The organism is Pseudomonas sp. ML96, assembly GCF_000761545.1.
In the GTDB taxonomy this organism is placed as follows: domain Bacteria; phylum Pseudomonadota; class Gammaproteobacteria; order Pseudomonadales; family Pseudomonadaceae; genus Aquipseudomonas.
The window spans coordinates 112,497-131,954 of sequence record NZ_JPMY01000036.1; the positions used below are offsets into that span (position 1 = coordinate 112,497).

19 protein-coding genes are annotated in these 19,458 nt (G+C 51.8%); all 19 read right to left on the reverse strand.

What is annotated here, in order from left to right:
• Position 1 precedes the first annotated feature (1 nt).
• The 19 genes from IP89_RS23115 to IP89_RS17150 all read right to left on the reverse strand — a co-directional run bounded on the left by IP89_RS23115 (position 2) and on the right by IP89_RS17150 (position 19,457).
• A complete protein-coding gene (locus IP89_RS23115; RefSeq protein WP_177326894.1) occupies positions 2-868 on the reverse strand; it encodes a glycosyltransferase family 2 protein in 867 nt (288 codons plus the stop codon).
• A 14-nt stretch (positions 869-882) separates the two neighbouring features.
• Positions 883-2,364: an oligosaccharide flippase family protein gene (locus IP89_RS17075; RefSeq protein ID WP_043310823.1), complete on the reverse strand. Its 1,482-nt coding sequence runs from the start codon at positions 2,362-2,364 to the stop codon at positions 883-885.
• Between the two features lie 50 nt (positions 2,365-2,414).
• On the reverse strand, positions 2,415-3,197 hold the full coding sequence (locus IP89_RS17080) for a cephalosporin hydroxylase family protein (RefSeq protein WP_043310825.1): 783 nt from the start codon (positions 3,195-3,197) through the stop codon (positions 2,415-2,417).
• A gap of 7 nt (positions 3,198-3,204) precedes the next feature.
• Entirely contained in the window at positions 3,205-3,897 is a 693-nt protein-coding gene (locus IP89_RS17085) for a metallophosphoesterase (protein ID WP_043310826.1), read from the reverse strand.
• Positions 3,894-4,892, reverse strand: coding sequence for an ATP-grasp domain-containing protein (locus IP89_RS23120; protein WP_081963288.1), 999 nt, complete (start codon positions 4,890-4,892; stop codon positions 3,894-3,896). Before IP89_RS23120 ends, IP89_RS17085 begins: the two co-directional genes overlap by 4 nt.
• Positions 4,889-5,767, reverse strand: a complete 879-nt coding sequence (locus tag IP89_RS23125; RefSeq protein ID WP_081963289.1) for an NAD(P)-dependent oxidoreductase — start codon at positions 5,765-5,767, stop codon at positions 4,889-4,891. Before IP89_RS23125 ends, IP89_RS23120 begins: the two co-directional genes overlap by 4 nt.
• A complete protein-coding gene (locus IP89_RS17095; protein WP_043310828.1) occupies positions 5,764-6,483 on the reverse strand; it encodes a bifunctional 2-polyprenyl-6-hydroxyphenol methylase/3-demethylubiquinol 3-O-methyltransferase UbiG in 720 nt (239 codons plus the stop codon). Before IP89_RS17095 ends, IP89_RS23125 begins: the two co-directional genes overlap by 4 nt.
• Positions 6,480-7,247: a WbqC family protein gene (locus tag IP89_RS23130; RefSeq protein WP_081963290.1), complete on the reverse strand. Its 768-nt coding sequence runs from the start codon at positions 7,245-7,247 to the stop codon at positions 6,480-6,482. The genes IP89_RS17095 and IP89_RS23130 overlap by 4 nt, the downstream gene beginning before the upstream one ends.
• Before the next feature lie 24 nt (positions 7,248-7,271).
• Complete coding sequence (locus IP89_RS17100) at positions 7,272-8,345, reverse strand: class I SAM-dependent methyltransferase (RefSeq protein ID WP_043310829.1); 1,074 nt, start codon at positions 8,343-8,345, stop codon at positions 7,272-7,274.
• A gap of 86 nt (positions 8,346-8,431) precedes the next feature.
• Positions 8,432-9,262, reverse strand: coding sequence for a phytanoyl-CoA dioxygenase family protein (locus IP89_RS23135; protein ID WP_081963292.1), 831 nt, complete (start codon positions 9,260-9,262; stop codon positions 8,432-8,434).
• A gap of 24 nt (positions 9,263-9,286) precedes the next feature.
• Positions 9,287-10,402, reverse strand: coding sequence for a DegT/DnrJ/EryC1/StrS family aminotransferase (locus IP89_RS17110; RefSeq protein ID WP_043310832.1), 1,116 nt, complete (start codon positions 10,400-10,402; stop codon positions 9,287-9,289).
• Complete coding sequence (locus tag IP89_RS17115) at positions 10,399-11,622, reverse strand: class I SAM-dependent methyltransferase (protein WP_043310833.1); 1,224 nt, start codon at positions 11,620-11,622, stop codon at positions 10,399-10,401. Before IP89_RS17115 ends, IP89_RS17110 begins: the two co-directional genes overlap by 4 nt.
• Positions 11,619-12,170, reverse strand: coding sequence for a dTDP-4-dehydrorhamnose 3,5-epimerase family protein (locus IP89_RS17120; RefSeq protein WP_043310835.1), 552 nt, complete (start codon positions 12,168-12,170; stop codon positions 11,619-11,621). The genes IP89_RS17115 and IP89_RS17120 overlap by 4 nt, the downstream gene beginning before the upstream one ends.
• Positions 12,167-13,246, reverse strand: a complete 1,080-nt coding sequence (gene rfbG, locus IP89_RS17125; RefSeq protein ID WP_043310836.1) for a CDP-glucose 4,6-dehydratase — start codon at positions 13,244-13,246, stop codon at positions 12,167-12,169. Before rfbG ends, IP89_RS17120 begins: the two co-directional genes overlap by 4 nt.
• Positions 13,243-14,013, reverse strand: coding sequence for a glucose-1-phosphate cytidylyltransferase (rfbF, locus tag IP89_RS23140; protein WP_081963294.1), 771 nt, complete (start codon positions 14,011-14,013; stop codon positions 13,243-13,245). The genes rfbG and rfbF overlap by 4 nt, the downstream gene beginning before the upstream one ends.
• 269 nt (positions 14,014-14,282) lie before the next feature.
• The gene (ihfB, locus tag IP89_RS17135; RefSeq protein ID WP_043310838.1) at positions 14,283-14,567 is read right to left on the reverse strand and encodes an integration host factor subunit beta; all 285 of its coding nucleotides are present in this window, start codon (positions 14,565-14,567) and stop codon (positions 14,283-14,285) included.
• Between the two features lie 170 nt (positions 14,568-14,737).
• Positions 14,738-16,417: a 30S ribosomal protein S1 gene (gene rpsA, locus IP89_RS17140; protein WP_043310839.1), complete on the reverse strand. Its 1,680-nt coding sequence runs from the start codon at positions 16,415-16,417 to the stop codon at positions 14,738-14,740.
• Positions 16,418-16,563: 146 nt separating this feature from the next.
• Positions 16,564-17,232, reverse strand: coding sequence for a (d)CMP kinase (gene cmk, locus IP89_RS17145; protein WP_043310840.1), 669 nt, complete (start codon positions 17,230-17,232; stop codon positions 16,564-16,566).
• Complete coding sequence (locus IP89_RS17150; RefSeq protein WP_043310841.1) at positions 17,229-19,457, reverse strand: bifunctional prephenate dehydrogenase/3-phosphoshikimate 1-carboxyvinyltransferase; 2,229 nt, start codon at positions 19,455-19,457, stop codon at positions 17,229-17,231. The genes cmk and IP89_RS17150 overlap by 4 nt, the downstream gene beginning before the upstream one ends.
• Position 19,458 lies beyond the last annotated feature (1 nt).

A 19,458-nucleotide genomic window follows, 5' to 3' on the forward strand; every position in this document is an offset into this window, starting at 1 on the left:
GTCAGCCTAATATCTTTCGTTTGAGCAACCTAGAAACCTTATACATCTTTAAATATGTTAACAACCTGGCAGCCGACGTTCTCAAATTCAGAACAGTAAAAAATTTCAACGCATGAATTCTGGCTGATATAGGCGCGTCTTTTAGTAGCACCATAACAGCTAGCGCATATTCATGAAACGGAGCAATATAGTTCAAATATGTCTTACTGAAGCGCACATAAAAGTCAGCTTGGGTACTCATTCCATCACGCCCTAGCTCAATGAACCCAGAACTAACTCGATTCATTTTCCCTTTTAACAAAGCAGCGAACACAAAAAATACGTCGCCACCAACAAACCCCTGCGAATTAAACACCCATGTACAGATAAGCTCTCGCCGGTACAACGAGTAAAAACGCCCATTTGCATTTCCATAGGTCAGTACAGATAAGGCTCGCTGGTAAGGGTCATCTGCCGAAACTGTCGCATCACCCACAATCGAAGAGTCGGTCTCGCCAGTTGAGAATCTTACCGGGCAGGTCGAGGCTATATAATCCTCATTCTCAAGCAAAAACAATAAATTATCCTCTACGTAATTGCCCGATATAAAATCATCCGCAGCAACGTACATAAAAAACTCTGTTTTAGCTGCATGCAAAACGAAGTCAAAATTGCGATTTGCGCCAATATTCTCAATCTGCCGATGGTAGATTATTCGCGAATCAATGGCCGCGTACTTTTCACAAATACTTTGCGTTTCGTCGCTGGAGCAATTGTCAGAGATAAAAACCACTATTTCTCGACAACTTTGATCCAGCACAGACAAAAGCGCCCTTTCAAAGAGAGCGCCGCCATTATATACCGGCATCCCTACAGTAACCTTAGCCAAAAAACCCCCAAACACTAAGCTTTAAAAAGGGCGAAGCGCTTGACAAGCAAGCCACGCACCCTCTCTGCGGCCAACACAAAAGTCAAGAATATACTCAGCGCTGCAGCAGTAAAAACAAAGAAGTTTATATCTTCAAAAATCATTTTAAAGGCACTAGCAACCGCCCCACCACAAAGAAGGGGAACAGCAACATCCTTAAAATACCATCGCCACTTCTCTCCCTTCATGATTTTTCTGAACATGAAGTGCATTCCAAGAAAGAAATACGCACAGTTCAAGGAAACCCAAACCCATGCAACACCGATTGCACCATAACGGGGCGCAACCCAGATAATCGCAGGAACAATAAACAAGATGGCAATTACATTCATTTTAATGCCCAGACTAGTCCAGGCATGCGCCAACTGCATCTGGTAAGGAATCCACAACAACCCATTTAACAGGCAACCTACTGACAAAATTGAAACCAGTAGCGCAGTATTAGCCGATAAAGTGGGATCTCCCGTCCAGACTCGCAACACAAATTCACTAAAGAATATAAGTACAACTCCTCCGGCCCCTAGGAAAACCGCAACCAACTGGGCCCCCAGATGAAATGACTCAACCAGCTCACTATCGGCCTTCCGCGAAAACAGCTCAGAAAAGCGCGGAAAGAAGGCCTGATTTATTGGCCCGACAACCATATACAAACCATTTGCCAACAATGCCGCAAGCGAATAATAACCAAACTCTGACAGCGAAAGAAATTTGGACAGCAGAATTTTATCTACCTGTGTAAGCAGCAATGCCAGAAATGTTATGCTGACGACTCCCCCGGCAAAACCGCCAACCTCTTGTAATGCAGAATAACTAAACCGAGGGGCTTCTTTAGCCTGAGGCATCGCTCTGTATACATAAGCGCACATCGCCACAATGGAGCACACCGAAACAAGAGCCTGCCACGCAAAAAATGCCAAAACCGTAGGTGAATACCACGCCAAAACGGCAACAGCACCAACTCCGCGCAAGGTGGCAAAAAAACTGTTGATTACATTAAATGAAAGCTGTAACTGCAGGCCAACCAAACAGCTTTTATATATATTCTCCAATAATCTTAATGCTGCCACAAAGCCCATAGCAGTAATGGCCTGACGGGCTACGTCTGACGATATTTTTTCTGTATTAATCCAGTCAACGGCGAGCCATCCAGATGCCACATATACAGATAAAAACAAACCCACGGCTACCGCAAACAGTAGAACCTCGACACTGCGCAACAGCCTCCATATGGAGTCTACTGAATGCACGCCACCGGTAAATCGCGACATTTCCCGACTCAACGCTGGGACCAACCCCATATCAAGCAAGGTCAACCACGCCTGAACAACAGCAAAGAGCCCTATTAAACCGTAAGATTCTATTCCAATATACTTAATATATAGAGGCACGAAGGCCAGGCCCATTACAGCGACCCAGCCTTGACCAAAAAAATTAGCTACTAGATTTTTACGAAGCATTATAATTTAGCAAAGAAATTAGCACTCCGATAAACCCAGACAGAAAATTTTCACTTAACACGCTTCAAAAATCCGTCGCGCGCAACTGTAATCAACAATTTACTTTCAATCTCTTTATCGATCAAAAATTCTGGGTTAGTTTTCAGATACTCCCAAACAGCCGTTTTCGGACTGTTACCCGGACCCCAAGGCCGATCAGTGAAGTATTCGGCTGGCATATCCTCAATAACTGTATCGAAAACTGCACAGTAACTGCCAACGCTGACCAACGGTGCATAGGCATTCAACTCTGCCAGTACATGCTCATGAGTGTGGTTGGAGTCGAGGCACACGAGTACCTTCTTGTAATTTTTTGCACGCTCATGAACTTCAGCCACAACCTCTTCAGCAATACTCGAGCCTTGGATCATCTCGATTTTATGAGCCATAGGGTGCGCTTCGATGGCTGCACGGTTGTGGGCGCGGATATCGATATCGATACCAATGACCTTACGCTTCGATGCTTTCGGATCAAGTGCAAAACCGGCTTCAACGGCTTCGCAATAGTCGAGCATCGCTAACAAGGATGCGCTATAGATCAAAGAGCCGCCATGAGCGATACCTGTTTCAATAATCAAATCAGGTTTGATGGCCCAAATGAGTTCCTGCATACCCACCATATCTTGAGGGTATTGAATCAGGGGCCGACCAAGCCAACTGAAATTATATGTATAATTGCCTATGGTGCCGGCAGAGAACATCCAGTCATAGGAGAGTTTATATAGACTTTCGGAAGCCTCAAGCTTCTGAATGTTAGCTTTGACTTGTTCTTCAAATTGTTTGTTTTGGCTCATGGCTATTTCAAGTCTCTTTCAAAATTACTTTATCGATACGGCCGCCGATTTGCGCGCCAATATAAAGATTTTCATAGGTATGCGGAGCAAACCCCGCTTTCTGCATGTGGAATGCGGTTAGATCAATGTCGTATTCCACTCGATGCAAATCAACGCCTTCCTCGGTTAGCACGGCGAAGGCAGCCTGAGGATTGCCATCGCGCGGTTGACCAACAGAGCCAGGATTGCAATACGTTTTATCCTGCACCGGGAGCAAGGCTTGCACATGGGTATGGCCAGAGAAGAGATACTTTGCCGGTTCAGGAAAATCACTGATGGACAGTTTGTAGAGATACTGATCCATGTGATCCTTCCAGCCGCCGTGAACAAAGTAGCGATCACCTTCAATGATATGGCTAGGCGATTGTCGCAGCCAAGCCACCTGCTCCGTGGTAACAATCTTGCGATGATATTCCGTTATCTCGGCAACCAGCTTTGACCGGGGACAAGCGGAACCACTGACCAGATAAAAGTCATGGTTTCCCAAGATATTTACCGCACGGTACTCTCGCAGTAAATCGATGCATTCTCCCGGCTGAGCGTAATAGCCAGCCACATCGCCTAACGAAATTACGCGGGCGCAACCAAGCGCATCTGCCTTAGCCAATACAGACTTCAGCGCGGGGAGATTTCCATGGATGTCGGATACGATGGCAATCATGTAACTACGTAGTCCTCGTAATAGCGCCAACCTCTTCCGGCAACAACCGTGGGTAGCTCAGGCGTGGAGGCATCTAGATAGAACTCAATGCTGAGCTTGGCCTCGTTGTAACCAAACGCTGCACGCAGCGAGGTGCTGCTGGAAAAGCGAGGATTGATTTCCAACAAATATGGAATTTCATGATCGAAACGAAATTGATAATTCGTGGGGCCCAGCGGCTTGAAATGCTTAGCCAGCCGATTTACTTCATCTCTGAGCTGAGTATTGGTAACAACTTCTGCAAATTGAGTATTGCCAGCTACGGATAATTTACGACGGAAAATAATGGGGGGTAACGTTTCACCATTACCAAGACCAAACGCACCTACAGTAAACTCCATGTCGTCGTTATCCAAAAATTTCTGGATCAGAAAATTTTTGTCGACTTTGTGCGTCCAGTAGGAAAAATCTGCTTCGCTCTCGATTTTAACAATTCCACGTGAGCCATTTCCACGGCGCGGCTTCAGCAAAAAGGGGCCAGGGCCTAGTTCTTCCTGGCAAGCATGCCAAGAACGTGCGAGTGTAGCTGGAATACGGGGAAAACCATTCTCTGCCAATAGCTGCCCAAACGTCCATTTGTCAGCAGACTGCTCAATCAACAGCCTGTTATTAAGCACAATCTTAGTTCCGCTCTCTTCGACCGCCGCGCAGTTTTCAACAAGAAACTGAACATCCACTTCAAGTCCTGGAAGCACAATATCTACTGCTTCCTTTAAAATAAGACTCTGCCAAAACCGCAGATACTCGATAGACGACTCTTCACATCTTGGTTTGGCGTAAAAACTATCGCATAGGGATGGCCCCAGACCTTCGGTATTTCGATCAATGCCGATAATACGAATGTCCCTGTTTATAGCTCGCAGCGACTTGATAATGCCTTGACCGATGATGGCACCAACACCCGTAACCAATGCAGTGAGTGGGCCTTCGACAACTCCGTCTTCAATGCGGCTCATAAGACATCTACAGGACCGAACCCTGCGCCCCCTGTCTGCTCCTTGATCATGCGGATACCCGCGTCAAGATTGATCCGGGGAGAACCGCCAAGGGCAGTATAAGCTTGCTGCGAGTCTGGAAAAACGACCTTGCGAAAGGGCTGCTTTTCTTCGGCATGGACTATTTTTCCACCCGCTGCAAATGTGCCATAGGCGATCTCGGCAATTTCATCACAGGTGTAGGATTCAGGGTGGACGATATTAAGCACCCCAGTCAGGTTGCGATCCATGGCACGAATCATGAAATCAGCCGCATCACTGACGTGGATGAAATTTCTCACCCCTTCTGACTTGGGCATGCGCAGGTCCATACCTCTTGCCGCATATGCAACAATACGTCCAAACCAGGGCTGGTGTTTACAGCAAAGACCCTGCGTGTCGTAAATCTGAGAAAAACGCAGACTGCAGAAGCGAATGCCTTCCCTACGTAACGACCAGGAAAAAATCTGCTCGGCAAGCCCTTTGCTCAATCCGTACGAGTTAGCGTTATCTGGGTCCGCTTGTTCATAGGAAGAAGATACTGAACCTGCGTATAAGACAGAGCGGGCTCCCAATGATTTGGCCAACGCACAAATCGCCCACGCTGAAACGGTATTCACGCTGAAGTTCTCACTGACACCCTGCTCACTGTCCGAGGAAAAACTGGCGGCACAGTGAAATACGGTATCAACTACTCGCCCCTCAATTTCGGGAATAACAGGAGCATTGAGGTCGAAGAAGAGATCATCATCCAGGGATCGGCCGGCGGTAAAAACAGCGACTCCGCGTGCATTCAACTGTTCGCAGAGCTGCGCACCTAGCATTGAGCGCGAACCGATCACCAAAGCCGACTTCATTGCGCAGACGCCTCGATGAGTAGCCCAACGCACAAGGCTGGAAACTCAATGCCAACCCGCAGCATCGCTTGCAAGTTTGCTTCAAAGTCAGGCACGGTCTTAAGAACCCCCAAAGGCAAAGGCTTCAAATAAATGCCTTCCTCATAAGTCACGCAATAACCACTTTCAACCAGCTCAGTCTTCAATGTATCCAAGCAATACTGCCGACGATGCCCTAGCGCATGATCATTAGCATTCAAGCTGTAGATATCATCAATCAAACCAAGTTCAACACCCAGCCTACGGTTCATCGACTTAGCATTCGGCACAGCGACAAATAACTTTCCGCCTGGCTTAAGAAATTTCCGATAACGGCGGAGTATCAGCCCTGGATCTTCTACATGCTCCAAGATGAAACCCATTATGATTACGTCAAATTTCTCTTCTGTATCGAAGTCTTCAAAATAGCCAAAAACAAGGTTGGCTTGAAGGTCAGGATGACCCTCACGGAACTGATCGATAACAACCTGGGAGCCTTCAACCAAAACATGACTATTACACGCTGCGTTGAATGTTCTTGCGGTAAAGCCGTGACCTATTCCCAATTCCAGCAAGGATTCGCAATGTTCAAATCGCTCCACCATTCGCTTCGGGTACCAGTTAAGAATCAGATCATTTTCAATGGCTGTAGCCGCATTTGGGCGGTACTCGGAAGATACAGCATCAAGGTCGTTCATACGCTCCCTCCAATAAATTTTTTCCAATTTATCGAGCCAGATCGAATCTTTTCTCGCCCCTCTTTTCCACAATTGGCTACAAGATCAAGCGCAGACAGATAGGGGGTAAATTCCCCATGTAACTGACTATAGGCAGCGCACTGATAGTCCATATATTCGACAGCTATATTGGAGTTCTCGAACAACTCATGTTCCAAGTAATTCTTGGCGCCATGGCCGGTAATATAAACATCGCCACTCAGTGCACGGACAACATCGTGTACACGCTGGCTGCTAGAACCAGGAATGGCTAATTCTTCGACATCGATCAGTCGGCAAGCAGGATTCAGATCAAAATACTTCCAAAGTGCAAGCATGGATGCTCTTGCCATCTCAACCAGATTTTGCGCTGGAGAGCTGTGCACCTCGCGGACCAAGGCCAACATGTCATTCACATATGGCGCATCCTGATAGGCGTTTGCCAGCAGCTCCTGATGTTGCGAACGCCAATCCCGACTGTCGTTTATTTGCACTTCATTGATTCGTTGACCCAGGTGCAGCTCCCTTAATGGGATAGTCATCCAAACCAGACCTTTTGCGGTTTTGATTTGAACCCTGTTACTAAAGCTGCCTTTGGAAAACTGAACATCGTCATAGTGCACAAAAATATCGGCGAGGCAACGCTGTTCCAAGAGACCAACCCATGGAAAATACATCGACTGCGAAATAACAACTCGTACAGACACTTGCTCACCACCTGCTGAACTTAGCGGATCGCCCTGCATTTACCACTTGCAGAAAATATAAAACTAAAGAAAAAAGAACGACAAACTTCTTTCTTGCCAGCCTTCGATCTCGGCAATATTTGCTTTTGCCACTCGCGGATTCATACCAACCAAAACATGGCTGACCGTATGCGGCATTTGCTCCGGAGCGTAAATCGACTTTTCATTCAATAACGTGCCTTCCAAGTGCTTGTTTCTGTCGATAAAGCAAACTACGTTAGTCGGGTTAACAAGGGACGAATAAATAAAACTCCCATAAAACCCTGCGCCATAGACCGCAACTTGTCCGCCGCCGGCATCCTTCTCAAACTGTTGTATGCGGGCGGTGATACCTTGCCAGTAATCGGCCATCCGCTGTGCAGCTACACGTAATTTATCGAAGTTGGACACCTGAGTAAGGGTATTTGATGGGGCGGCCAACAGCCGCGCGGTGACTACAAATGCAGCGTCATGGCAGCCATCATCAACAGCAACATCACCAAAACCATGTAGCTCAAGCAGCCGAATCAGGGACCCCGCGCTGAAGTGGTTGACATGGTCAGCCACCACGAAATCGGCAAGGTTTTGGTAGACATTGGGAACAATGAAATAGAATGTTCCGCCCTCTTTCAGCAGCGCTTTGATATTTTCAATGGCTTGATACAGCATCGCCACATGCTCAAGCGCATAAAAGGACAGAACCACATCCATGCTGCCAGCCCATTCAGCGCTCGGGGTGTGAGTAGACCACTGCGGCATTTTCGGGAAAGTTTTCCAAGACGGGATATAGCGATCGGTAACATCAAATAGAAATGGCTCAATATCAGGGCGCGCAGACAGTACATTTCTCAGCGTCGGAGACTTGGCGCAGCCATAATCGAGAACTCGCGCACCAACCGGAAAATCGACTTTACTCAGAAGAGTTGCAGCCTGATGTTCTGCGCGGTAGACAAGCTTTCCATCCACCACTTTATACAGCTGATCAATGTCCTCACTAGCGGTATTGATTTCGTACTCTTGCGCATAGTACTCGACAAGATTAGGCAACTCGTTTGTCTGCAGATGGCTGCAACCATCGCAAAAATAGACGCGAGTCTTACCCTCTATAAGCTTGTTCATTGTCGTTATAGAACGGTCATCCGACGACTCATAGATAGGGGATATAATATTCGCCCTGCAGACATTACAAATTGTGCTCATCCAACTCACCTAATAAAATTTTGCGGAAATATACTTTCTATCGCGGCGCCTGCAGTAACAGACTCTTTCCAACCTATTGCCATACCAACCGGATCATTGAAATTAAAAAATCGCGACTGTACAGACCAGCGGGTCCTATCGGAAACATTAAATCCGGATTGGTGAATGGTTAGGTAGTCCATAATAATGAGATCGCCAGGCTTGGTTAGCGGGGCAACATGCTCGTATTTACTTACGACACACTCTTCATCATGAATGCCAATTTTATAGGCCCCACTTTTCTCACTATAGGCACCGCCTTTAGTGTATTGACACAAACCGTCCTTGTGCGATCCGGCACACACTATTACCGGCCCCATCTCAAGCGACACCTCAACAAGAGGTGTCCAGAAAACCAAACCATCAATACTTTGCGGCTGAAAAATAAACTCCTGATGCCACTGCGATCGATACGCTTCCTCATTAGGGATATCGATCCGTATTCCGTAGCTACCTTTTCCTATTCCGGCGCTGTCAGTTTTTCGCAAATAACTAAACAGGTGCTCGCTTTCCGGTGCGGAAATTAGCCTGATAAATGCCGGTATTTGCTTTACCAAGTCATAAACTTCCGCCCCATACACCCTTGACTTGGCAAGCAATTGCAAATAGCCGCTGTCAAAATTACTGCCTTGGAACGGCTCACGCTGCAGCTCAACGCCATGACGCTGCGCGACCAGACCAATAATCTGATAAATACCCTTTTGAATCGGAAGAATTTCACGCTCTACGTCATGAAATGCCGGAATAACGCACATTCCGTACTGCTGAAATTCACGCAAGCTCTCTTCACTTAACATTAGATACCCTCACAACAATTGATGTTAGCACGCAACGGCTGTGAGCGATTTTCTTATATGCATAGAAACACGAACAACATCCTCGCTAGATAGATCATGATAACTAGGAAGATTTAGAGCCATTTCGGGAATAGCATAGCTATTTATATTTTCTGGCTTACTTTCAAACATAGATAAACTGCTCAAAGGCCAAAAAAATACCCGCCCATCAATTCCATCCTCCCTCAGCTCCCGCAAGAGCACTTCTCTATCGAATGAAGCGCTTCTGTCTACTACAATGGACGGCATCCAAAAGCCATTTATAACGCCTTCCGGCTCAGGGTTCATCGTCAAGGGAAGCCCTGCCAAGTTGGCCACATAAGCCTCGAATACTCGGCGCTTACCCTGAATTAGGTCTTCAACTCTCTCTATTTGGGCACAACCAATAGCAGCCTGAATATTGGACATTTTGTACTTGAAGCCCACCATATCCGGCCAGAACTGCTTGCTCTGACTACGGGCCCGACCATGATTGGAGAGGGTCAGAACTTTTTCGTAAAGCTCTGGATCATTGGTAACAAACATCCCACCCTCACCGGTGGTGATCGTTTTGGTTCCATGGAAAGAGAAGGCACCAAAGGCCCCCATGCTCCCAGCTCGCTTTCCGTGGTACTGCGAGCCTATTGCCTCTGCAGCATCCTCAATAACCGGAATACCGTGCTTCAGACCTATCTTCAACAAGGCATCCATATCGCATACATTGCCGTAGAGATGGACTGCAACGATTGCTTTGGTTCGCGGCGTTATGGCAGCTTCCACCCGAACAGGATCTAAGCACCAAGAGTCGGGCAGAACATCAACAAACACCGGAGTGGCACCGAGCTGAACAATAGGTGACGCGGTGGCAATCCAGTTGGTATCCGCCATGATCACTTCGTCGCCCGGAGCAATCCCCAGTGCCGCCATGCCCATATGCAGCGCGCCGGTACAGCTTGACGTCGCGATGGCGTATTTGACACCCAAGTGTTTTTTGAAACCGTTCTCAAACCTGGAGATGTACTCGTAACAATGATCGCCCCAGCCATTCTTGGCGGCATCAGTGGCGTACTCAACCTCAAGATCAGTAATGGAGGGCTTGGTGTAGTAAATTCGCTCGCTCATTTTACCTCCAGACCGGGAACTACTGTGGCGTACAGCCCGCCCCACTCTCTGATGTAATTAGTTTGCTGCATCACTTCGCTAGCAATATTCCACGGCAAGATGACAACTACATCCGGCCTCTCTGCTTTTAGTTTTTCTGGCGCATAAATCGGTATGTGACTACCTGGCAGAAATCTCCCTTGCTTAGATGGTGCCGCGTCGCACACAAACTCCAACAGATCTGGCTTCACGCCAGCATAGTTGAGCAAAGTATTACCTTTGGCTGCAGCTCCATATGCAGCAACTTTTTTTCCCGCACGTTTCTGCTCGATAAGAAAACTCAACAAGGTGTTCTTAACCTCATCGGCGCGATGCTGAAAGTCCTGATAGACAGACAAACTCTGTAAACCGGCAGCTACCTCAGCACCTAATACCTTCGCAACGGAAGGGGTTTCCGCGAACAAAGCATCCTCATGACAACCAAATACGCGCAGGCTGCCGCCATGGGTCGGCAGCTCATCAACGTCATAAACGCGCAGCCCTGCAGCAACGAAAATACGCGCGACGGTATACAGCGACAGGTAAGAAAAATGTTCGTGATATACGGTATCGAACTGGGTGTGCTCGATCAGACGCATCAGATGCGGAAACTCTAGCGTAATAGTGCCATCAGGCTTCAAGGCAGCCTTCAAGCCACGGGCGAAATCATTTATATCGGGTACATGGGCAAAGACGTTATTGCCAGCAATCAGATCGGCCTGCCGGCCCTCTTCCGCCAGCCGCCGCCCCAGCCCCTCGCCAAAGAATTCACGCAATACTGGTATACCCAGTTGCTCCGCGGCAGCTGCAGTGCTGGCTGTGGGTTCCACACCCAAGCAAGGAATATCTTTGGCAACAAAGTTTTTTAATAAATAGCCGTCGTTAGAGGCAACTTCGATAACAAAGCTATCTAGCCCCAAGCCCAAACGCTGGGTCATGGTCTCGACGTAAGCTGCCGCATGCTTAAGCCAACTCGTAGAAGTCGAGGAAAAGTAGGCATAGTCTTTGGAGAAGAACAAATCAGCCTGTGCATAGTCTTCCGTTTGCACCAACCAGCAGTGCTTGCACACTTTCAGCTTGAGCGGAAAATAGACTTCAGGCGCGCTCAGCTCGGTTTTACTGAGGTAAGCATTCGAGGGGGGAGCAAAACCCAGGTCGAGAAAAGTATGAGTTAATGGCTCAGCGCAGTGACGGCAGTTCATACATGAAGTCCAGCAAAGTCATGGGTCAGCAGGGCATGGTTTTGGTCGCGCTGCGATAAGTCTGTAACGGGCAGGGGCCAGCGAATCTTCACCAAGGGGTCATCAAAACGAATGGCGCCCTCTGCCTTCGGCTCGTAAAACGCGGTATGTAAATAAAGCAGTTCGCTGTTCGCCTCAAGAACCTGGAAGCCGTGCGCACAGCCTTCTGGAATAACCACCATGGTGGCGGCCTCGGGACTAAGAATCTCAGCGTGCCACTGTAGAAATGTGGGCGAACCGGCGCGCAGATCCAGTATCACGTCCCATACGCGCCCTTTCAAACAACGGACCATCTTCATTTCCGCGTGCGGCGAATACTGAAAGTGCATCCCCCGAACAGCGCCCACGGCGTGAGTTCGTGATTGGTTGATCTGTACTATATGACGAGCACCCAGCAATGCAGCCAGGCTGCGCTCACAGAACAACCTGCCAAACGCGCCTCGCTCATCTTGAAACGGCAATTGGGCTGCCACCACTGCACCCGCTATTTTGGTCTCTGTGATATTCATGCTTCAACCCAGACACAGCCCGCGCGCCGGGCAGCCTCAATGTAGTGCTGAAGCTGGTTGATAGTGATCGCTTGCCCACTGAGGTGATGCTGCTGGTACCACTGCGCAGTCATCGCCAAGCTGTCGCTGATAGCCCAGACAGGTTTCCAGTGCAGATGGGCATGAGCTTTAGCACAATCTAGGTAGAGTAAATTCGCTTCATGGGGCTGAACACTGGCCGGACAATGCCAACTGAGTTGCGGCCAGTGCGTCTGCAACCCCCCTAAAACCTCAGCAACAGTGCGGTTGTCGTCGACCGCCGGGCCAAAATTCCATGCATCAGCAACTGTTCGATCAGCCATCAATAATCGCTGCCCCAGTAGCAAGTAGCCGGACAGGCAGTCAAGCACGTGCTGCCACGGCCTTGTGGCTTGCGGGGAACGAATTTCCAGGGGTTGTTTGCTCGCCAGCGCGCGCACAAGATCTGGCACCAGACGGTCTTTCGACCAATCGCCACCACCAATCACATTGCCCGCCCGTGCCGACGCTATTAACGGTGCACCCTCGCAGGAAAAAAACGACTTGCGGTAGCTTTCTACTACTAGCTCGCTTGCGGCCTTAGAGGCGCTATAGGGGTCGTACCCCCCCAGCCGATCGACCTCGCGATAACCCCAGGGCCATTCGTTGTTGGAGTACACCTTGTCGGTCGTAATCACCACTACCGCACGTACGCTGGTGGTGCTACGACAGGCCTCAAGAACGTTGGCCGTTCCTATCACGTTGGTCGACCAACTCTCCAACGGATCCTGATATGAACGGCGCACCAAGGCCTGGGCCGCAAGATGAAAAACAATCTCAGGCTGAGTCTGATGAAATACTTGGGCTACCAAGTTGGCATCGCGAATGTCACCTTGAATATCGGTAACCGAACAATCCAACAACGACCAATGGGCAGGGGACGTATTAGGTTCGAGCGAAAGACCAGTAACTTCTGCGCCAAGCTCAGTCAGCCATGCTGCAAGCCAGCTCCCTTTAAATCCAGTATGGCCTGTAAGAAGCACTTTACGGCCACGGTACAAGTCGCCGAAGAGTTTCATTGCCAATGTTTCCAAGGCGGGTTGCCTCTACCCCAAAGCTCTTCCAGATTGTTTTTGTCGCGCAAGGTGTCCATCGCCTGCCAGAAGCCACTGTGTTCGTATGCCATTAGGTTGCCCTCATTGGCTAAACGCATCAGCGGTTCTGCCTCCCAACTGGTTTGATCATCAGCGATGTAATCAATGACAGAGGGATTCAGGACGAAATAGCCACCATTTATCCATGCACCGTCACCGGCTGGCTTTTCCTGAAAACTCTTAACCTTACCTCCCTGCAAGTTCAACGCACCATAACGACCTGGCGGTTGAATGGCAGTAACCGTTGCTGGCTTACCGTGAGCACGGTGAAAATCAACAAGTCTACGGATATCCACATCAGCGACACCATCGCCATACGTAAAGCAAAAAGGCTCATCGCCAAGGTGCTCACGAACACGTTTCAAGCGACCACCGGTCAGAGTCTCTTCACCAGTATTAACAAGTGTGACTCGCCAAGGCTCAACATAACGCTGATGAACTTCCATCGCGTTACTTGACATATCAAATGTCACATCAGACATATGAAGAAAATAATTAGCGAAATATTCTTTTATTATATATCCCTTATAACCACAACAAATAACAAAGTCATTAATTCCATAGTATGAATAAATCTTCATTATATGCCACAGGATCGGCTTCCCACCAATCTCAATCATCGGCTTTGGCTTCAGATGAGACTCCTCGGATATGCGAGTTCCGAGGCCACCTGCAAGAATTACCGCCTTCATGAGCTTCCTTACCTTAGTTAGCAAGTAAAACAAAAACCCCACAGCAAACAGCTATAGAATCAAATATAACTCAATGGAGTTAGCCAGCTGACTGGCGTATTAAAATCAGAATATGATTAGCATTTAATTTCATATTAAATTCTGAAAAATGCTAATTCAGACACAAGATCAGTCGACGAAATCAGGCTACGAATCAGATTAAGGAGCATATCAACCAGAGAAATTATATCTCAAGACAACACAAGCGAAAAAGACTTGCCTTTCCACGATTAGTCATCCTCATTAACTCGATCACGCAGCTCTTTACCTGGCTTGAAGTGCGGCACGAACTTACCATCCAAACGCACAGACTCCCCCGTCTTAGGGTTACGACCAACACGAGGAGCACGATAGTGCAAGGAAAAACTACCAAAGCCACGAATCTCGATGCGATCACCGGTCGCCAGAGCCTGAGACATCTGCTCCAGCATGGTCTTGATCGCAAGCTCTACGTCCTTAGAAGACAGAAGCCCTTGGTGACTGACAATACGCTCGATCAACTCCGACTTGGTCATGGTTTTCCCTTCTTTTTCAAGCGGCTAGATCATCTAGTAGGATGTTTTTAGCACGCCTGCCAATCTTTGGGTAGCCCAAATATCAGAGGGGAAATGTCACAGCAAATGCAGCGGTCGACACAAACAAAAAAGGGCGACCGAAGTCGCCCTTTTTCCAGAAGCACCTGAACTTAGTTCTGGTTCATCTGAGCACGGATCAGATCACCGATGGTGGTCGGACCAGTGGTTTCGGCTTCCTGCTTGTTACGCAGCTCTTTCATCGCGTCCTTTTCGTCTTCGACGTCTTTGGACTTGACGGACAGGCTGATAACGCGGGACTTGCGGTCGATGCTGATGATCTTGGCTTCGACTTCGTCGCCTTCCTTCAGCACGTTACGGGCGTCTTCGACGCGGTCACGGCTGATTTCGGAAGCTTTCAGGATGCCTTCGATGTCGCCGCCCAGGCTGATCACGGCGCCCTTGGCGTCCACTTCCTTGACGGTACCGCGCACGATAGTGCCTTTCTCGTTCAGGGAGGCGTAGTTGGAGAACGGATCGTCTTCCAGCTGCTTGATGCCCAGGGAGATGCGCTCACGCTCCGGATCAACGGAGAGGATGACGGTTTCCAGCTCGTCGCCCTTCTTGAAACGACGTACGGCTTCTTCGCCCACTTCGTTCCAGGAGATGTCGGACAGGTGAACCAGACCGTCGATGCCACCGTCCAGACCAATGAAGATACCGAAATCGGTGATCGACTTGATGGTGCCGGAGATCTTGTCGCCCTTGTTGAACTGGCCAGAGAAGTCCTCCCACGGGTTGGACTTGCACTGCTTGATGCCCAGGGAGATACGACGACGCTCTTCGTCGATGTCCAGAACCTGAACTTCCACTTCGTCGCCGACCTGAACGACCTTGGACGGGTGGATGTTCTTGTTGGTCCAATCCATCTCGGACACGTGCACCAGGCCTTCCACGCCCTCTTCCAGCTCGGCGAAGCAGCCGTAGTCGGTCAGATTGGTGACTTTGGCGGTAACACGGGTACCTTCCGGGTAGCGCGCTTTGATGGCGACCCATGGATCTTCGCCCAGCTGCTTCAGACCCAGGGAGACGCGGTTGCGCTCGCGGTCGTACTTCAGAACCTTGACGTCGATCTCGTCGCCAACGTTGACGATCTCGGACGGGTGCTTGATGCGCTTCCAGGCCATGTCGGTGATGTGCAGCAGACCATCTACGCCGCCCAGGTCAACGAACGCACCGTAGTCGGTGAGATTCTTGACGATACCTTTGACCTGCTGACCTTCCTGCAGGGATTCCAGCAGAGCTTCGCGCTCGGCGCTGTTCTCGGCTTCCAGCACGCTGCGACGGGAAACAACAACGTTGTTGCGCTTCTGGTCCAGCTTGATGACCTTGAACTCCAGCTCTTTGCCTTCCAGGTGAGTGGTATCACGCACCGGACGGACATCAACCAGGGAGCCCGGCAGGAATGCGCGGATGCCGTTGACGTCAACGGTGAAGCCGCCTTTGACCTTACCGTTGATAACGCCCTTGACCACTTCCTCAGCATTGAAAGCGGCTTCCAGAACCAGCCAGGACTCGGCACGCTTGGCTTTCTCGCGGGACAGCTTGGTTTCACCGAAGCCGTCTTCCACTGCGTCCAGCGCAACGTGGACTTCGTCACCGACCTTGATGGTCAGCTCGCCTTGTTCGTTGAAGAACTGGTCGAGCGGGATGACGCCCTCGGACTTCAGGCCGGCATGTACGGTGACCCAGTCACCGTCGATGTCGACCACGATGCCGGTGATGATTGCACCCGGCTGCATGTCGAGGGATTTCAGGCTTTCTTCAAAAAGTTCTGCAAAGCTTTCGCTCATGTTGATTCCTGTTGATCAAGGGCGGGGATTCGCCCAAACCACACTCCAGACAATGTGGGTTCGTTCATGTAAAAAGAGGCCTGCGGGACTATGACTGGTCTCCCGCATGCCTCCTTGCGAGCCTTTCGACTTAAGACAGCCGTGGCTCATTGCCCAGCGAGATCGCGATTGGCGACCTCGCTGAGAATTCTTTCCAGTACCTGCTCGATGCTCAGCTCGGTGGAGTCCAGCTGAATGGCGTCGACCGCCGGCTTCAACGGAGCCACCGCACGCTGCATGTCGCGCTCATCGCGCGCACGAATCTCGTCTAGCAGACTCGGCAGGCTAACACCTTCGACTTTTCCTTTCAACTGCAGATAGCGGCGGCGAGCACGCTCCTCGGCGCTGGCGGTCAGGTAGATCTTCAGCGGAGCGTCCGGGAACACCACGGTACCCATGTCGCGACCATCGGCCACCAGACCCGGCGCCTCGAGGAAAGCGCGCTGGCGCTGCAACAGCGCCTCGCGCACGGCGGGCAGCGAGGCGACCATGGAAGCGCCGGCGCCGACCTGCTCGTTACGAATCGCGTCAGTCACTTCGTCGCCTTCGAGGATGATGCGCTTGTCGACGAACTGCACGTCCAGATGGGCGGCCAGGGTCTTCAGCGCTTCCTCGTTGGTCAGATCAATGCCGTGGTTGCCGGCAGCGAAGGCCAGCAGACGGTACAGGGCGCCGGAGTCCAACAGATTCCAGCCCAGCTTGGCGGCTAGCAGGCCGGCGATGGTGCCCTTGCCCGATCCGCTCGGCCCGTCGATGGTGATAGCTACGGCGCTCATTTGCCCTCCTCCGCCACACGGATGCCAACCTGAGCAGCCAGACCAAGGAAGTTGGGGAAGGAAGTGGCGACGTTGGCGCAGTCGTGAATGCGAATGGCGCCGCTGGCGCGCAGCGAGGCGACGCTGAAGGACATGGCGATACGGTGGTCGCCATGGCTCCACACCTCGCCACCGCCGAAGGCGCCGCCTTCGATGATGATGCCGTCCGGCGTCGGCTCGACCTTGACACCCAAGGCGATCAGCCCGTCGGCCATGACCTGGATACGGTCGGACTCCTTGACGCGTAGCTCCTCGGCGCCGCGCAGCACGGTACGCCCTTCGGCGCAGGCGGCAGCCACGAACAGCACCGGGAATTCGTCGATGGCCAGCGGCACCAGGTCTTCCGGGATATCAATACCCTTCAGCTTGGCCGCACGCACACGGATATCAGCCACCGGCTCACCGCCAACTTCACGCTGGTTTTCCAGAGTCAGATCGGCGCCCATCAGCTTGAGGATGTCGATCACGCCGGTACGGGTCGGGTTGATGCCGACATGCTCCAGCACCAGCTCGGAACCTTCGGCGATGCTGGCAGCAACCAGGAAGAAGGCAGCCGAAGAAATATCCGCTGGCACCTCGATATGAGTAGCGCCGAGCTTGTGGCCGGATTCGACGGTGGCGACGTTGCCATCGACAGTCACCGGATAGCCGAAGCCGCGCAGCATGCGCTCGGTATGGTCGCGGGTCGGCGCCGGCTCGGTCACCGAGGTCTCGCCGGCGGCATACAGGCCGGCCAACATCAGGCAGGACTTGACCTGGGCGCTGGCCATCGGCATCTCGTAGCTCATGCCGGTCAAGCGCTGGCCGCCCTTGATGTTCATCGGCGGACGACCTTCCGGACCGGTCTCAATCACCGCGCCCATCTCGCGCAGCGGCTTGGCCACACGGTTCATCGGACGCTTGGACAGCGAGGCGTCGCCGGTCAGCACGGTGTCGAACGGCTGCGCAGCCAGCAGGCCGGAGAGCAGACGCATGGAGGTGCCGGAGTTACCCAGGTACAGCGGGCCGGGCGGCGGCTTGAGGCCATTCAGGCCCACGCCGTGGATGGTCACCTTGCCGTGGTGCGGACCTTCGATCACCACACCCATGTCGCGGAAGGCCTGCAGGGTGGCCAGGGCATCTTCGCCCTCGAGGAAGCCCTCCACCTGAGTGGTGCCCTCGGCCAGCGAGCCGAGCATGATCGAGCGGTGCGAGATGGACTTGTCGCCCGGTACGCGGATACGGCCGGAGAGCGAGCCACCGGGGTTGGCGAGGTAGATCAGGTCGTTCGAGTGCATGGCGTCCACATAGGCCCTGCGGGCCAGGATTTTGCTGAAATGCTCGCGGGCATGCCGGGCGCGCGTGAACACGCCCAGCAGCTGATGCCCGTCCCCTGCGTCGACCGCGCCGCGCAAGGCGTCGAGGTCATCGCGAAATGCGTCGAGGGTGCGCAACACGGCCTCGCGGTTGGCGAGGAAGATGTCGTGCCACATCACCGGATCGCTGCCGGCAATCCGCGTGAAATCGCGGAAACCACCGGCGGCGTAACGGAAGATCTCCAGGTTCTCGCTGCGCTTGGCCAGCGAGTCGACCAGGGTGAAGGCCAGCAGGTGCGGCAGATGGCTGGTAGCTGCCAGCACCTGGTCGTGGTGCTCCACTTCCATGTGCTCCACGTCGGCGCCCAGGGCGCGCCATAGGCGATCGATCAACGCCAGCGCCTCGGCGTCGGTAGAGGCCTGCGGCGTGAGGATCACCTTGTGCCGACGGAACAGCTCGGCGTTGGAAGCTTCCACCCCGCTCTGCTCGGAGCCGGCGATGGGATGGCCTGGGACGAAGCGCGCCACCTGGCCATCGAAGGCCAGGCGCGCCGCTCGCACCACATTGCCCTTGGCGCTGCCCACATCGGTGAGCACCGCATCGCCCAGATCGCACTGCGCCAACTGGGCCAGGACCTTTTCCATGGCCAGGATAGGCACCGCCAACTGGATCACCGCGGCGCCCTGACAGGCGGCCGCCAGCTCGCTCTCGCAGCGATCGACCACGCCCAGCTCCACGGCCAGGCGACGCGACTCGGCGTCCAGATCCACGCCCACCACCTCATCGAACAGCCCCTTCTCGCGCATACCCTTGGCGAAGGAGCCACCGATCAGGCCGAGCCCCACCACCACCAGGCGGCCGAGTCTGCTCGAAGCTTGCTGCAGCGGCATT

Coding starts and splice junctions, on each gene's coding strand:
- IP89_RS17075 (WP_043310823.1), bottom strand. CDS start 2,364: ATGCTTCGTAAAAATCTAGTAGCTAATTTTTTTGGTCAAGGCTGGGTC.
- IP89_RS17080 (WP_043310825.1), bottom strand. CDS start 3,197: ATGAGCCAAAACAAACAATTTGAAGAACAAGTCAAAGCTAACATTCAG.
- IP89_RS17085 (WP_043310826.1), bottom strand. CDS start 3,897: ATGATTGCCATCGTATCCGACATCCATGGAAATCTCCCCGCGCTGAAG.
- IP89_RS23120 (WP_081963288.1), bottom strand. CDS start 4,892: ATGAGCCGCATTGAAGACGGAGTTGTCGAAGGCCCACTCACTGCATTG.
- IP89_RS23125 (WP_081963289.1), bottom strand. CDS start 5,767: ATGAAGTCGGCTTTGGTGATCGGTTCGCGCTCAATGCTAGGTGCGCAG.
- IP89_RS17095 (WP_043310828.1), bottom strand. CDS start 6,483: ATGAACGACCTTGATGCTGTATCTTCCGAGTACCGCCCAAATGCGGCT.
- IP89_RS23130 (WP_081963290.1), bottom strand. CDS start 7,247: ATGCAGGGCGATCCGCTAAGTTCAGCAGGTGGTGAGCAAGTGTCTGTA.
- IP89_RS17100 (WP_043310829.1), bottom strand. CDS start 8,345: ATGAACAAGCTTATAGAGGGTAAGACTCGCGTCTATTTTTGCGATGGT.
- IP89_RS23135 (WP_081963292.1), bottom strand. CDS start 9,262: ATGTTAAGTGAAGAGAGCTTGCGTGAATTTCAGCAGTACGGAATGTGC.
- IP89_RS17110 (WP_043310832.1), bottom strand. CDS start 10,402: ATGAGCGAGCGAATTTACTACACCAAGCCCTCCATTACTGATCTTGAG.
- IP89_RS17115 (WP_043310833.1), bottom strand. CDS start 11,622: ATGAACTGCCGTCACTGCGCTGAGCCATTAACTCATACTTTTCTCGAC.
- IP89_RS17120 (WP_043310835.1), bottom strand. CDS start 12,170: ATGAATATCACAGAGACCAAAATAGCGGGTGCAGTGGTGGCAGCCCAA.
- rfbG (WP_043310836.1), bottom strand. CDS start 13,246: ATGAAACTCTTCGGCGACTTGTACCGTGGCCGTAAAGTGCTTCTTACA.
- rfbF (WP_081963294.1), bottom strand. CDS start 14,013: ATGAAGGCGGTAATTCTTGCAGGTGGCCTCGGAACTCGCATATCCGAG.
- ihfB (WP_043310838.1), bottom strand. CDS start 14,567: ATGACCAAGTCGGAGTTGATCGAGCGTATTGTCAGTCACCAAGGGCTT.
- rpsA (WP_043310839.1), bottom strand. CDS start 16,417: ATGAGCGAAAGCTTTGCAGAACTTTTTGAAGAAAGCCTGAAATCCCTC.
- cmk (WP_043310840.1), bottom strand. CDS start 17,232: ATGAGCGCCGTAGCTATCACCATCGACGGGCCGAGCGGATCGGGCAAG.
- IP89_RS17150 (WP_043310841.1), bottom strand. CDS start 19,457: ATGCCGCTGCAGCAAGCTTCGAGCAGACTCGGCCGCCTGGTGGTGGTG.